The organism is Rhodoblastus sp., from assembly GCF_041915505.1.
GTDB lineage: Bacteria > Pseudomonadota > Alphaproteobacteria > Rhizobiales > Beijerinckiaceae > Rhodoblastus.
In genome coordinates this window covers 1-13,813 of sequence record NZ_JAYSBG010000062.1, presented here as the reverse complement: position 1 = coordinate 13,813, position 13,813 = coordinate 1, and the positions used below count along the sequence as shown (strand labels likewise).

The following is a 13,813-nucleotide window of genomic DNA, read 5'->3' as shown; positions in this document are numbered from 1 at the left end:
GCGACCTGTTTGGTCCATTGGAATGGCGTGCTGCTGGCCCAGGCCCAGGCGGCGGCGTAATGATTGTCGAATTCCTCGCCGCCGAATTTGCCGGCCTGTTTCAGCCGCTCGGCGGCGGGCGGAACCGAACCGTCCGCGCGGATTACGTCGCGGCCTTCGAGCCCGCCCTCGCCGCTGCCGCCATTGTCGCCGGCGATATAGAGCACCAGCGTGTTGTCCGCGATTCCATCCTGCTGCAGCGTCGCCAGCAGCCGGCCAACCTCGTGATCGGTGTGCTCCATGAAGGCGGCATAGACTTCCATCGGCCGCGCGAACAAAGCGCGCTGATCGGCCGGAAGCGAGTCCCAGGCGGGCAGTTCGGCTGGGCGCGGCGTCAGTTCCGCATTGGCGGGAAGGATTCCGAGCGCCTTCTGCCGCGCAAATGTCTCTTCGCGCAGCTTGTCCCAGCCCTGATCGAACTTGCCTTTATATTTCGCGATCCATTCCTTCGGAACCTGATGCGGCCAATGGGTCGCGCCCGGCGCGAAATAGAGCAGGAACGGCTTTTGCGGCGCGACCGCCTCATGGGCGTGCAGCCATTTCACGGCGTCATCGACCAGATCGGTCGTCAGGTGATAGCCCTGCGCCGCCGTGCGCGTCTGGTCCACCGGGCTGGTGTTGCGAAAGAGCCGCGGCGACCATTGGTTGTCATAGCCGGCGAGGAAGCCGTAGAAATAATCGAAGCCCAGCCCCGTCGGCCAGCGGTCGAACGGCCCGGCCGGCGAGACCTCGTCATAGGGCGTGTTGTGCCATTTGCCGAAGGCCGCCGTGCTGTAGCCATTGTCGCGCAACACGCGGGCGACGCTCGCCGCGCTGCGCGGCCAATGCGCGTTGTAGCCGGGATAGCCGCTGGCGGCGTCGGCCACGGTCCCGAATCCGACCTGGTGATCGTTGCGTCCGCTCAGCAGAGCGGCGCGCGTGGGCGAGCACAGGGCGTTGACGTGGAAGGCGTTGTAGCGCAATCCGCGCGCGGCGAGCTTTTCCAGTTCCGGCGTCTGCGCCGGGCCGCCGAAAGCCGATGTGGCGCCAAAGCCGGCGTCGTCGAGCAGGATGAGCACGACATTCGGCGCGCCCTCCTTCGCCCGCACCGGCGCAGGCCAGTTCGGCGCCGTCGCGTCGCGTGACGGATCCGCAATGACCGCCGGCGCAGGCTCCGGCTTGGGCAGGACTTCCTCCGCCCAAGCGGCGCCCGATGCGGCGCCCGGCAAAAGGGCGGCGACCGCCGAAAAGACGATTTTTCGCAACATCGCGCCAACTCCGGAAAAGACGCCTCGCGGCGCCGGGCGCGCGCGAGGCTCTTGCAACGCTTTGTGACCGCGTCAGCGGATCAATATTTGGGATCAATATTTCGCCTGGGCGACGGCCGTCGGCTCGACCGGGAACCAGCGATAGGTCGCGCCGACGCGCACCGTATTGAGGGTCGGGCTTTCCGACACCAGCCGCGACGAATTCAGCAGATTGTTGGTCACGCGGTCGAAGCCGTAATAGCGATATTCCAGCCGCCAGGACCAATTGGGGCTGAGCGCGTATTCCAGACCGCCGCCGACGTCGAAACCATTCAGGCTCTGCGTGTTGTTGAAAACGCCGACGCCATTGACGCTCACGGTTGTGCCATTGTTCAGGAAGGCATAGCCGCCGGTGGCGTAGATCAGGATGTTCTTCCACGCGAAGCCGGCGCGGGCGCCGACCGAGCCGAGCCAGTTGGAATAGACCTCGGCGGTATAAAGATTCGCGCCGAACCGGCTGCTCGAGGACTGCTTGTTGCTGATGGCGTTGAACTCGCCTTCGACGCCGAGCACGTAATTCTGGATCTGATAATTATAGCCGGCATAGGCGCCGCCGAACACGCCGCCATTGTAGACATTGGTGTTGAACGTCGTGCCGGTGAGATAAATATTGGTCTGGCCGAACGTGCCGCCGAGCTGGAGACCGCCATAGACGCCCGTCCAGTTGAACGTCGACGCGGGCGCGGCCGGCGGAGGCGCCTTGGCGGCGGCGAGATCAGCGGCGTGAGCGGCGCCCGAAAGGGCTGTGAAGGCGAGAAGCGACAGAAGAATTTTACGCATGAGGTCTGGCCACCCTGATTGAACCGAACGGTCCGCGCCGCGGCCGGCGCTTGTGATAAGATTATTATTCCTATCAGTTTTATATTTTTATAGACAAGCGCCAAACCACTCGAATCGGATTCAGGCGCAGCAATGTTGCGCGAAAGCCACAGAGCGCGGCGGTGAATGCCATAAAGCGCCGACTGGCCGCCGCGATATAGAGCGGTCCAGCCTCGCCCCAGACAGGGTACCGCCCTTCGACGGTTGACCGCGCCTCCGATATATTCCTATTTTATTAATAGGAATATATCGGAGCAACATCATGTCGAATATTGCACTCTCTTCCGTCCTGGGCCTTTTCCTCTCCGTTTCCACCGGCGCGCTCGCCGCCCATGCGGCCTCGCTGGAAGGCGCCGCCGAAAAGCTCGGCGCGAAATCCGCCCACTCGCTTGAATTCTCTGGCGCGGGACAATGGTTCCAATTCGGCCAGACGCCCGTTCCTGGCGGGCCGTGGCCGCAATTCGACGTCAGCCGCTATAGCGCCGCGATTGATTTCGACGCGGGCGCCGAGCATGTCTCGTTGGCCCGGCAGCAAACCGTCGATCCCGCGCGAGCGCGCCCGGCGCCGGTCGAACAGAAGATCGAAGCCTGGCTGTCCGGCGACAAGGCGTGGAACGTCGGCCCGCCGCCGAACGCCGCGCCCGACGCGGCCCCCGTCGCGACGCCGGCTTTCCCCGCCGTCGAGGAGCGCGCGGCGGAAATCCTGTCGACCCCGCAGGGCTTCCTGAAGGCCGCGCTAGCGCATAACGCCAAGGTCGAAAAGACCGACGGCGGATTGAAAGTTTCCTTCGCACTCGGCAAGCACAAATATGAAGGCGTTATCGACGCCGACGACCGCGTGGCGTCGATCCGCACCTGGATCGATACGCCGGTTCTCGGCGACACGCCGGTCGAAACGAGCTTCAAGGATTACAAGGAGTTCGGCGGCGTTCTGTTCCCCTCCGAAATTTCGCGCAGCGAAGGCGGCCATCCGATCCTGCATCTCGTGGTGTCCTCGGCGAAACTCAATGCGCCCGTGCAAATCGCGATCCCGGAAAGCATCGCCAGCGCGACGCCGCAGCCGGTCGTCGTCAAGGCGGAACAGGTCGCCGACAATGTCTATTATCTCACCGGCGGCACCCACCACAGCGCGGCGGTGATCGAGAAGGATTACGTCATCCTGATCGAGGCGCCGCTGAACGAAGAGCGCTCGCTGGCTCTGATCCAGAAAGTCTCCGAAATCGCGCCGAACAAGCCGATCAAATATGTTGTCAACAGCCACGTCCATTTCGACCATGCCGGCGGCCTGCGCGCCTTCGTCGACCATGGCTCGACCATTGTCGCGCATGAACTGGACAAGCCCTATTACGAGAAGGCCTGGGCCAATCCGCACGAGATCAATCCCGACCGTCTCGCCGCCTCGAAAAAGCCGGCGCAATTCGTGACCTACAAGGACGAACTGACGCTGGGCGAAGGCGACGGCGTGGTCAAGATTTTCCGACTCGCGGGCAGCGGCCACAGCGACGATCTCGCCTTGATCTATGTTCCGAAAGCGAAGCTCGCCATCGAGGCCGACGCTTATTCGCCCGCCGCCGCGGGCGCGCCGGCGCCGAAGACGCCGAACCCCTATGCGGTCAATCTCTATGACAACATTCAGCGCCTGAATCTCGACGTCGAGAAGATCGCCGGCCTGCACGGCGCGCGCGTCGCCAGCCTCGACGATCTGCGCGCCTTCATCGGCCAGAACACCGCCTCGCGCTGACGCCCTGCCTCGCCGGTCGCCGCAACGGCGGCCGACGCCTTCTCAGGAAAGCCCGCCATGACCAGATTGCTTCGCGCGATGAAAATCGGCGCGGTCGCCGTCCTCGCCTTCGGCGCTTCGGCGTCGGCGCAGGCGCCGCAGGATTTCATCTATCTCGCGCCGGAAAATGTGCCCTTCAAAAGCCCGCTCGGCGTCGGGCCGGAACAGGCCGTGCTGTTCGGCGATCCGTCCAAGCCCGGCGTCTATGTCATTCGCGTGCGCTTCCCGCCGGGCTTCCATTCCAATCCGCATTTCCATTCCCAGGACCGGCACGCCGCCGTCATCAAGGGCACGTGGTGGAACGGAACCGGCGACGAGCTGGATTTCAACAAGGCGCGGCCGATCAAGGCCGGCTCCTATGTGCTGCATCCCGCCGGCAAGACGCATTGGGACGGAGCCGGCGACGAGGAGACGATCATCCAGATCACCGGAATCGGTCCGGTCGAAACCACGCAGGTCGGCAAGCCCGACCCGAGCCGCGACGATCATTGGCCGAAGCCGAAATGAGCGCTGGATGAGCGCGGAACGGAACGACGCGCCGCCCGACAGGACGGCGCGTCGACGCCGTTTTATTTCAACTGCTCGGCGACCTTGTCGATGCCGGCCTTGGCGCAGGCTTCGTCCTTGTCGCCGACCGGCGCGCCCGAAACGCCGACCGCGCCGATGACCTCGTCGCCGATCTTGATCGGCAGCGCGCCCTGGGCCGCGACCACGCCGGCGAGATGCGCCGCGCCGGTGGTCGGATTGTCCTTCACGCGCTGCGCGAATTCGCCCGAGGGCGTGCGGAAGGTGCGCGCTGTATAGGCCTTGCGCTGGCTGTTCTCGAAGGTGTGTGGCGAGGTTCCATCGCCGCGCAGGGCGACGATGGACTGGCCCTCGTCGCCGACGACATGAACCGAAACCTTGTAGCCCTGCTGCGCGCAGCTTTCATAGGCAGTCTGCGCAATGGTCACGGCGAGCGCGGCAGGCAGATATTTCCTGGCCGGCAGATCGGCGCGGGCCGGCGAAACGGCGGCCGCCGCCAGCGCGACGAACAGAAGGGAACGGGTCGTTGCTTTCATCACGGAGCAATCCTTCAGGAAGGGAGGAACGCGCCGGACTATAGCTGCGGCAAACAATATCTTCCAGATAGGATTTATATCTTTTGCGAGCCCCTCAACGCCGGCGCCGGCGGCGCCTTGCCGCGCGCCCGCAGGGCGGCGATCGAGGTCCGGTCGAGAATCAGCGCCATGGCGTCGCGCACGTCGAGCATCAGATCGCGCACGGCGCAGGCAGCCTCGTCCGGACAGTCGAGGCAAGGTCGGTAAGCAGTGCGGCTGGCGCAAGCGATCGGCGCCAGCGGGCCGTCGAGGATGCGGATGATCTGTCCGGCGGTGATCGCGTCCGCCCGGCGCGCCAACAGATAGCCGCCGCCCTTGCCCTTCTTGCTGGAAAGAATGCCCGCGCGGGTCAATTCAAGCAGGATCGCGTCGAGAAATTTGCGCGGAATATTGTTCTGCTCGGCGATATTGGCGGCGAGACTCACGCCTTCGCTGCCCGCGAGATGGATCAGCGCCTTCAGTCCATATTTGGCTTTGTTCGACAGCATGGTTCACCGGCTCGCGCGATTCTCTGACGCTATTTCCTGACCTGTTTATCGTAATTCTCGCACCGAGGTAAACCTCGCGCGCGCGAACGGCCGCCTTTGCGCTGCAACAGCTCCGTCCACAGCGTCAGATCGGTCTCCGTACGCCAGATTCAAGCCCGGCCCGCCGGCGCGGCGCCGACATCCCGCCAAAGCTGCTTGCTGATTATTCCGATCAAGTATATAGGATAATAAATCCCTATCGGAAGGACAGGCTTCCCGATGACAGCAGCATTCGCGTCAGCATTAGGGGACGATTCCGCGCGTCCCGAATTCGAAATCGGAAAGGCGCTGAGCGGCGCCCAGAACCTTCTCACCTTGCGGCCGGCCCGCCAGTTCTACCTCGCCGAGGCGGCCGCCGTGGCGCTTTATGCGCTGATCCTGGCCGCCGGCCTGAATTACACCACAAGGCCGCAGGAGGCGCCGGAAGAGCAGCCGATGGAGCTGGTGATGGAAACCCCGCCGCCGCCCGCCGTGGAAGAGCCCAAACCGCCGGCGCCAGTCGTCCCGCCGCAGCCAGACGCCCCCCCGCCGCCCCAGGCCGAGGCGCAGCCCGAGCCGCTCCCGCCGCCGCCCGCCGCCGTGGAGCCGCCAGTCGCGCCGGTGAAGCCGCCTCCGCCGCCGCCGAAACCCGCCGCCAAGCCGAAGCCCAAGCCCGTGGCTCAGAAGCCTGCCCCCGCCCCCGCGCGCCCGGCCGCCGCGGCCCCTGCGCGCGCCGTCCCGGTTCCCGCCGGCGCGACGCCATCGGCCATCGCCAACCAGATCCACGCCCGGCTCGCGCGCGCCGCCGCCAATGCCTATCCCGAATCGCAGAAGCCGCGCTCGGCCCGCATCAGCTATCGCGTGATGGTCGACGCCTCCGGCCACGTGACCTCGTTCTCGATCACGCCCTCCGGCAACGCCGCCTTCGACTCGGTCGCGTCGCGCCTCGGCGGACGGATCGGGACCGTCGATCCGCCGGGACGCCCCGCCGCCCTCTCCGGGGTCATCAACTTCTCCTACAACTGATCCAGTCCTTCCGAACCAGCAGAAAGCGTCCCAATGAGTGATCCCATCTCCAACGCCGCGCCCGCCGTCCACGGGCTTTCGCCCGTCGACCTGTTTCTACAAGCCGACGCGGTGGTCAAAACCGTGATGATCCTCCTCATCCTCGCCTCCGCCTGGGGCTGGGCGGTGATCCTCGACAAGGAAATCCGCGTGAAGCTGCTCAACCGGCGCGCGGAAAAACTGATCAAGAGCATCCAGACGGAATTGCCGCTCGGCCATCTGGCGCCCTCCTTCGCGGCGGTCTCGCCCAATGATCCGCTGGCGCAGGTCTATCGCGCGGCGTCGGAGGAATTCACGCGGTCGTCCGACCTCATCTATACCGAGGCCCAGCGCGACGCCCTGCAGGAGCGCGTGCATCGCGCCGCCAATCTCGCCAGCGCGTCGGCCATCGGCCATCTGCAATCGCGTCTGGGCAGTCTCGCGACCATCGGCGCGGTGTCGCCCTTCGTCGGCCTGTTCGGCACGGTCTGGGGCATCATGACCTCGTTCCAGGGCATCGCCGCCTCCAACAACACCAGCCTCGCGGTCGTCGCGCCCGGCATCGCGGAAGCCCTGTTCGCGACCGCGCTCGGCCTGGTCGCGGCGATCCCGGCGGTGATCTTCTACAACCGGATCGGCACGGATATCGGCAATTACGGCAAGAAGGTCGCGAGCTTCATCGGCGTGTTCGAAATCGAACTGTCCCGCCACCTGTCGAAGAAGGGAGAGCGCAATGGCCTTCGCGTTGCGTAATCAGGACGGCGGCGGCGACGTCGCCCCGATGGCGGATATGAATGTGACGCCGCTGGTCGACGTCATGCTGGTGCTGCTGATCGTGTTCATGGTCGCCGCCCCGCTGATGGCCGTCGGCGTGCCGGTCGACCTGCCCAAGGCGCAGGCCAAACAGCTCAACGACCAGAAGCCGCCGATCGTCGTCAGCGTCGACGCCACGGGCCTCTATTTCGTCGATCAGAAGGAAGTGGCGAAGGACAATCTGCTCAACGAATTGAATGGCGATTCAGAGAGCAACAAGGATCGCCGGATCCATGTCCGGGCCGATCGCAACATCAATTACGGCGCGGTCATGGAGGTGATGGGCCTGATCAACAGCGCCGGCTTCACCAAGGTCGCGCTGGTCTCCGAAGCGCCGGGCCAGACGGCCGCCAAATAGCCCTGCCACACACGCGGACGAAAAGAAAAAGCCGGAAGCCCCGAGATCGTTTCATTGTTTCATGGAAACAATGAAACGATCTCGCTTTTTGTTTTGACGCGTTTTCTTTACGCGAACCGGTATCCACTTCGCTCGAAAACGCTTTAGGGCCTTCCGGCTTTTTTTTCACGCCATCGTTTCGTTCAGTCAGACGGCGCTGAAATCGTCATAGCTCAGCACCAGATGCGCGACCGCCTCCTCCTCGCCGATATTGCGATAGGAATGCGGCACATCCGCCGAGAAATGGATCGCGTCGCCCTGCTCCAGCCGAAAGGCCGGCTCCCGGCCGACGACGATTTCCAGCGTCCCCTTGCCGATGACGATATTCTCGGACGTCCCGGACGGATGGGCCTGGGATTTTTCCAGATGGCCCGGCGCGATCGCCAGCTCATAGATTTCGACGCGCGGGCTGGTTCCGAAGGCGGTGAGCGCGCGCGACTTGAAGGCGCCATTGCTCGATTCGAGCACATTGTCGTCGCTATGGCGGATGATCACGACCCCGCCGCGGTGCGGCCGCGCGATCAGGGCGCCGAAGGGCACGTCGAGGCTGTTGGCGATCTTCCACAGGATCGAAATGCTCGGCGCCCGCTCGCCATTGGCGATGGCGCGCAGCAGGCGCGGCTCGACCCCGGCGCGTTCGGCCAGTTCATCCAGGATCTGTTCGCGGTCGTCGGTGCGCCCGCGCAGCCGCTGGGCGATGATCAGAGCCAGGTCATGCTCCGAAACCGGCGGCCCGGCAGTGTGTTTGACTCTCATGTGTTCCTCATAATTTAGATTATCTATGGATTTAATTCCCATCTCTGGTCAATCCTTCTTTTGCTCGGCAGGGCGCAAGCCCGACAGATAGTTCGCGAGGGCGTCGATTTCCTCGGCGCTCAGGGCGCGGGCCACGGCGTTCATGACGCCGCCCGCGCTGTTGTGGCGGTCTTCGACCTTCCAAAAGAACAGCTGATTGGCGAGATAGATTTCGCTTTGACCGGCAAGGACCGGGACGGGATCGCCTTCCACCCCTACGCCTTCGGCCGCCAGGCCGTGGCAGGAGGCGCAGGCCGGCAGCGCTCGCGCCGGATCGCCGCGCCGGAACAGTTCTTCGCCGCGCGCGCTGGCAGAACCGGGCCGCCCGGCCACGGCCGGCGCCGCGGAAAAATAGGCGGCGATATCGGCGATATCCTGCGGCGACAATTCCGAGGCCATCGCCGTCATGATTTCGTTCTTGCGCGCGCCCGACTGGAAATCGCCCAATTGCTTGCGCAGATAGGCGGACCATTGTCCGGCGAGCCGGGGATAATGGTCCGCCGTGCCCTGCCCGGCCTCGCCGTGGCATTCCTGGCACTGTTCGGCCTTGGAGCGGATTTTTCCGCGCGCCACGTCGCCCGCGAGATCCTGCCCGCGCGTTTCGACAATCGAGGCCGCCCAGACGCAGAGCGCGGCGGCGAGCAACGCGCGGCGCCGACGGCGAAAAATCCGCCGCCGGCCGTCAGTCCTGTCCCGCGCCATCAGAACTTCGTGCGGAGCGTCGCGCCGACGGTGAGCGGGTCGACCCAGGTGACCGTGCCATAGGCGAGCGTCGTGCCGGACGTTGACAGCGCCTGGCTGTTCATGGCGCGGCGGTCGAACAGGTTCTTCGCCCAGACCGAGATGTCATATTTCTCGTCGGCCGTCTTGAAGCCGAAACCGGCGTTGAAGATGGAATAGGAGCCCTGTTCGAGCACATAGCGCGTATAGGCCGGGCCGAGCGAGAAATAGGTCAGGCTCTTGAAGAACTGGTTGCCCCAGACATAGCCCTTGATGCTCTCGCCGAAATAGGACCCGACGCTATATTCGTAATTCGCGCCAATGCCGAAGCTGTAAGGCGTCACATTCAGTATGGTGACGCCGGCAAGATTGAGCTGCGCAGTGGGGTAAGCGGCGGAATAGTCGGCCGGAGGGGTCGCATTGGGATAGCTGATATACCAGGCGCCATTGTAGGCGGCCGCGACATTGATCCAGAGATTTTCGAGGGGCGAGTAACGGCCGTCCAGTTCGACGCCCATCAGGCGAACCTGAGGAATGTTGCCGAGATAGCTCTTGGAGACGATGTTGGTGTTGCCGGAGGAATCGACGAATGTGTAGTTCTGGTTAAGGACCGCCTGGAAGTTATAGATGTCGTTCCAATAGGCGTTGGCGTTAACCTGCAGCTTGTTATCCCACCATTGCGATTTGAAGCCGATTTCGTAGTCGAGCGACACTTCCGGCTGTGTGATGGGCGGCATATAGCCGACGATGGGATAGACCTGATTGTTGGTATTAAAGCTTGTATTGGTGTAGTAGAGCGGCACAGCCGCCGTGTTGGCGGCGCCGGATTTCACGCCGCGTCCGACAAACAGGTAACCGGTGACGTTGTCATTGAACTTGTAGGATGGATTGATCAGGAATGAGATCGAATCCGTCTTCTGTTCTCCGGGCAGATAGAAATTCGTGCCGCCGGTTTCCGAGATCACGTAATTGGTGCGCACATTGGTCAGATTGGCCGGGAGCGTGGCGCCGCCGAAATAAAAGCCGGTGTCGGACGAGGTGCGATCCTCCCAGCTATTGCGCACGCCGAAGGTGATCGTGGTCTTCTCGTCATAATGGTAATTCAACTGACCGAACTGGGCGAAAGTGGTGATGCCCGCCTGACCGTACAGATCGGATTCGACGCCGGTGAGAATGGCGGGATTGTTGAGCCCCTTGCCTGTGACGTTCTTCTGCAACAGCGCGACCGCATCCTGGCCGAATTGCCGTCGAGAGTTCGAAGTGATCGTCTCGCGCAGGAAATAGGAGCCGATCGTCCAGTCGATCGGGCCGCCGATCGGCGACGAGAGACGCAATTCCTGCGAATATTGATTGGCGCCGACGTCATAGCCGGTGATGTCGTTCTGGTATTGGTAGAGGCCGTAATTGCCGTCCGAATTGTTCGGATGGAAGTCGAAATGGCGCCAGGCCGAAACCGAGGTCAGATTGTAATCGCCGATCAGCCAGTTCAGCTCGTTCGACGCGCCGTTGGTATGCGTGTCGACATTGCCGAAATTGGTATAGACCGTGTTGAAATAATACGGCTGGAACCGAGAGGCCATGGTCGGATAAAGATAGGCCAGCGCCTGCTGCGGCGTCTGGAAGGTCTGCTTCACGCCCAAGGCGTTGGTCGCGGAGATCGAGCGCGGCAAGCCGTTGAAATTGGTCGTCCAGCCGTCGTTCCAGGTCGGCGTCGCATTGTTGGTTTCCGCCGACGCCAGATGCTCGTAAATGAAGCGGTCGGTGATGTTTTCGACCGTGCCCAGCAATTGGATGCGGGCGCCCCAGCGATTGGTGTCCTGGCCCTTGGGCTCCGTCGGACCGTAGAGATTCGGGAGCCAGCCGTCCTGCTTGGCGCCGAAGATCGAGACGCGATAGGCCAGCGTGTCGGGGATGAGCGGACCGGTGGTGGTGAACTTTTCCTCGGCGAAGCGACGCGATCCGAACGAGGTTTCCGTCGTCGTCTGCGGCGTGAAGCTCGGCGGATTGGTGTTGATGATGATCGCGCCGGTCGTGGTGTTCTTGCCGAGCAGCGTGCCTTGCGGGCCACGTGCGATCTGCAGCGATTCGATATCGTACTGGGTGAACCAGGAGAAGCCGATATAGGTGTAGAACACATTGTCGACGATCAGGCCGACGTCGCCTTCCGAGCCGTCCGCGCCGCCTGATATGCCGGTGATGCCGCGCAGGCCGTTGGCGCCGGTGCGGGGATTGGCGATGGCCGGCGTGAAGCTCGGCACGCGCTGGATCACATCCCTCCAGCTCTCGACATGCTCGCGCGTGGACGTCTTCTGGCCGATCGTGGAAATCGGCAGCGGCACGTCCTGCGCCTTCTCGGCGCGGTCGCGCGCTGTGATCGTCACCTCGTCGACCTGAGCGTCCTCAGCGCGCGCCTGAAGCGCGAAAACCGAAAGCGCGACGGCGCCGCCCGCCAAGGCGATCGGCAACGCGGCGACGCCGGACAGCCATTTTTGCCGTCGGCGATGGAACGAACTCTTCATTACAACCCCCTGATCCGCCGCCGCACAGAGATCACGACAAAGTTACGTGATTTGCGGAACGTCAATTTATCCTATCAGTTTAATATGATTTTCTCCGGAGAAAGGAGTCAATCGCCCGGCGGTGAAAAAAGCTTCTGAACGGGGGATGAATGGTCACGCTGTGACCGTGGCGCAACAACCCGCGCGCCGCGCGGCGGTCGGCGCGCCGCCCTGCCGAACGCGCCATAAAGACCAATATTTTCAAAAATAAGCGACCGCCGTCCGGCTTTTTCTGTTCGAAGCGCGTGCGAAGAATTTTCAACCAGATCGTTGCCGTTACCCACCAAACACGCGCCAAAGACGCCGAAATCGGACCGCGGAAAATTACGCGGCGGCGACACAATCGCCATTGTCAAGCGTTGTGAATCCTTTTATTCCTATCGTAATAGTATGTTTATGGCGCTGCGCTGTGGGCGATCCACGCCGTGACGGCACACGACGTCTTCGGAGAGAGAATGCAATGAGCACGCTAAGAGGAAAAGCCTATCTGGCCTTTTTGTTGAGTTTCACCTCGATCACCGCGGTCGTGGCCGCCGAGGAGCGCCCGGTCGCGCCGGTTGCGGCGCCCGCCGCGTCTGCGGAGGCCCCGCCGCAACCCGTCGCCGCCGCGACCGGCGCCGCCTCGGACAGCGCCCAGGCCAAGCCAGCCGAGGCGCCCGCCAAGGCGGTCAGCGACGCAGCCCCCGCTCCCGCGCAAGTTCCCTCGCCCGCCCAGCAGGCCGCATCCGGCTCGCAGGCCCAGCCCGCGCCGGCCCAGCCTGCCCCTGCGCAACAGGCGGCCGCTCCAGCCGCGCCCGCGGCGCCAACGCACTGGTCCTATGTTCCAGTGGTCGCGCCCGCGATTCCCGACGTCCAGCAGAAGGACTGGGCGTTGCGGCCGCTCGACGCCTTCGTGCTCGCCAAGCTGGAATCCAAAGGCCTGAAGCCCTCGCTCGACACCGACCGCGCCACCTTCATTCGCCGCGCCACCCTTGACGCCTGGGGCCTGCTGCCGACGCCGGAAGAGGTGGCGAATTTCACCAATGATTCCTCGCCGAAGGCTTATGAAAAACTGGTCGACCGCCTGCTCGCCTCGCCCCATTACGGCGAACGCCAGGGCCGCCGCTGGCTCGATCTCGCGCGCTACGCCGATTCCGCCGGCTTCCAGGGCGACGCCACGCGCCTGAACTATTATCGCTATCGCGATTACGTGATCGCGTCGTTCAATCAGGACAAGCCCTATTCGCGCTTCATCGAGGAGCAGATCGCGGGCGATGAAATCTTCCCGAACAATCAGGAAGCGCTGATCGCCACCGGCTTCCTGACCGCCTATCCGGACAATCCCAATTCGCGCGACCTCGTGCAGCGCAAATATCAGATCACCACGGATATGACGGATACGGTCGGCTCGGTCTTCCTCGGCAGCACGATCGGCTGCGCGCGCTGCCACAATCACAAGACCGACAAGATCACCATGAAGGATTACTACTCCCTTCAGGCGTTCTTCGCGAACACCTCGACCACCGAGGAATTCCAGGCGGTCCGCGGCTATTCGGAGATCGCCTATCAGAAGGACGTCGCCGAATATGAAGAGAAGATCAAGGACATCCGCGCCCAGTCCAGGCCGCTGATCGAGAAATATCGCGACAAGGCCTTCACCTATCACAAGGAGCGCTATCTCACCGACAGCCGCGACGCCGTCTTCAAGGCAGAAAAGGATTGGACGCCGCTCGATCGCTGGGTCAATCACCGCCTGATCAACAAGAACGTCACCAATGACGAACTGATCGTCAACGCCTATCTGCGCTATGTCGGCGAGGACAAGGAGGCGCCCGGCTATGGTCCCGAGACCAAGGCCGATCTCGAAAAATGGCTGAAGCTCGCCCGCGCCCTGCAGCAATCGGTGAAGGACAGGCCGGAACAGGGCTCCGACACCATCACCGGCGTCGAGGAGCTGGGCCATCCGGACGCGCCCAA

The 13,813-nt window shown here is 63.4% G+C and carries 14 protein-coding genes; 6 read left to right on the top strand and 8 right to left on the bottom strand.

All coding sequences use genetic code 11. The features are described 5' to 3' along the window. Together ACE3S9_RS06290 and ACE3S9_RS06285 are read right to left on the bottom strand one after the other, a co-directional pair. Nucleotides 1-1,286 (bottom strand): sulfatase-like hydrolase/transferase (locus tag ACE3S9_RS06290; RefSeq protein ID WP_374545589.1); only part of this gene is annotated, 1,286 nt, incomplete at its 3' end. 93 nt (nt 1,287-1,379) lie between these two features. Then, nucleotides 1,380-2,105 (bottom strand): outer membrane protein, encoded by a 726-nt coding sequence (locus ACE3S9_RS06285; protein WP_374545588.1) that lies wholly within the window; start codon nt 2,103-2,105, stop codon nt 1,380-1,382. 301 nt (nt 2,106-2,406) lie between these two features. Between ACE3S9_RS06285 and ACE3S9_RS06280 the strand changes: the two genes are divergently transcribed. Both ACE3S9_RS06280 and ACE3S9_RS06275 read left to right on the top strand, forming a co-directional pair. Then, entirely contained in the window at nt 2,407-3,885 is a 1,479-nt protein-coding gene (locus ACE3S9_RS06280; protein ID WP_374545587.1) for an MBL fold metallo-hydrolase, read from the top strand. Between the two features lie 57 nt (nt 3,886-3,942). Then, entirely contained in the window at nt 3,943-4,431 is a 489-nt protein-coding gene (locus tag ACE3S9_RS06275) for a cupin domain-containing protein (protein WP_374545586.1), read from the top strand. A gap of 62 nt (nt 4,432-4,493) precedes the next feature. Here ACE3S9_RS06275 and ACE3S9_RS06270 read toward each other — a convergent pair whose 3' ends face one another. Both ACE3S9_RS06270 and ACE3S9_RS06265 read right to left on the bottom strand, forming a co-directional pair. Beyond that, entirely contained in the window at nt 4,494-4,985 is a 492-nt protein-coding gene (locus ACE3S9_RS06270) for a heme-binding protein (protein ID WP_374545590.1), read from the bottom strand. Nucleotides 4,986-5,059: 74 nt separating this feature from the next. Then, on the bottom strand, nt 5,060-5,512 hold the full coding sequence (locus tag ACE3S9_RS06265) for an Rrf2 family transcriptional regulator (RefSeq protein ID WP_374545585.1): 453 nt from the start codon (nt 5,510-5,512) through the stop codon (nt 5,060-5,062). A 258-nt stretch (nt 5,513-5,770) separates the two neighbouring features. Here ACE3S9_RS06265 and ACE3S9_RS06260 point away from each other — a divergent pair, with 258 nt between their 5' ends. Genes ACE3S9_RS06260 through tolR form a run of 3 tightly spaced genes read left to right on the top strand, consistent with a single transcriptional unit; the run spans nt 5,771 to nt 7,745 of the window. Then, the gene (locus tag ACE3S9_RS06260) at nt 5,771-6,556 is read left to right on the top strand and encodes an energy transducer TonB (protein ID WP_374545584.1); all 786 of its coding nucleotides are present in this window, start codon (nt 5,771-5,773) and stop codon (nt 6,554-6,556) included. A 33-nt stretch (nt 6,557-6,589) separates the two neighbouring features. Next, the gene (locus tag ACE3S9_RS06255; RefSeq protein ID WP_374545583.1) at nt 6,590-7,327 is read left to right on the top strand and encodes a MotA/TolQ/ExbB proton channel family protein; all 738 of its coding nucleotides are present in this window, start codon (nt 6,590-6,592) and stop codon (nt 7,325-7,327) included. Continuing rightward, nucleotides 7,308-7,745 (top strand): protein TolR, encoded by a 438-nt coding sequence (gene tolR / locus ACE3S9_RS06250; RefSeq protein WP_374545582.1) that lies wholly within the window; start codon nt 7,308-7,310, stop codon nt 7,743-7,745. Before ACE3S9_RS06255 ends, tolR begins: the two co-directional genes overlap by 20 nt. Nucleotides 7,746-7,931: 186 nt before the next feature. Here tolR and ACE3S9_RS06245 read toward each other — a convergent pair whose 3' ends face one another. From ACE3S9_RS06245 to ACE3S9_RS06230, 4 genes are all read right to left on the bottom strand, one after another. Continuing rightward, nucleotides 7,932-8,540, bottom strand: a complete 609-nt coding sequence (locus ACE3S9_RS06245) for a helix-turn-helix domain-containing protein (RefSeq protein WP_374545581.1) — start codon at nt 8,538-8,540, stop codon at nt 7,932-7,934. 48 nt (nt 8,541-8,588) lie between these two features. Next, nucleotides 8,589-9,281, bottom strand: coding sequence for a cytochrome c (locus ACE3S9_RS06240; protein ID WP_374545580.1), 693 nt, complete (start codon nt 9,279-9,281; stop codon nt 8,589-8,591). Then, a complete protein-coding gene (locus ACE3S9_RS06235) occupies nt 9,281-11,818 on the bottom strand; it encodes a TonB-dependent receptor (protein WP_374545579.1) in 2,538 nt (845 codons plus the stop codon). The genes ACE3S9_RS06240 and ACE3S9_RS06235 overlap by 1 nt, the downstream gene beginning before the upstream one ends. A gap of 107 nt (nt 11,819-11,925) precedes the next feature. Then, nucleotides 11,926-12,207: a hypothetical protein gene (locus ACE3S9_RS06230; RefSeq protein ID WP_374545578.1), complete on the bottom strand. Its 282-nt coding sequence runs from the start codon at nt 12,205-12,207 to the stop codon at nt 11,926-11,928. Between the two features lie 110 nt (nt 12,208-12,317). Here ACE3S9_RS06230 and ACE3S9_RS06225 point away from each other — a divergent pair. Continuing rightward, nucleotides 12,318-13,813: DUF1549 domain-containing protein (locus ACE3S9_RS06225; protein ID WP_374545577.1), on the top strand; the 1,496-nt coding region annotated here is incomplete at its 3' end.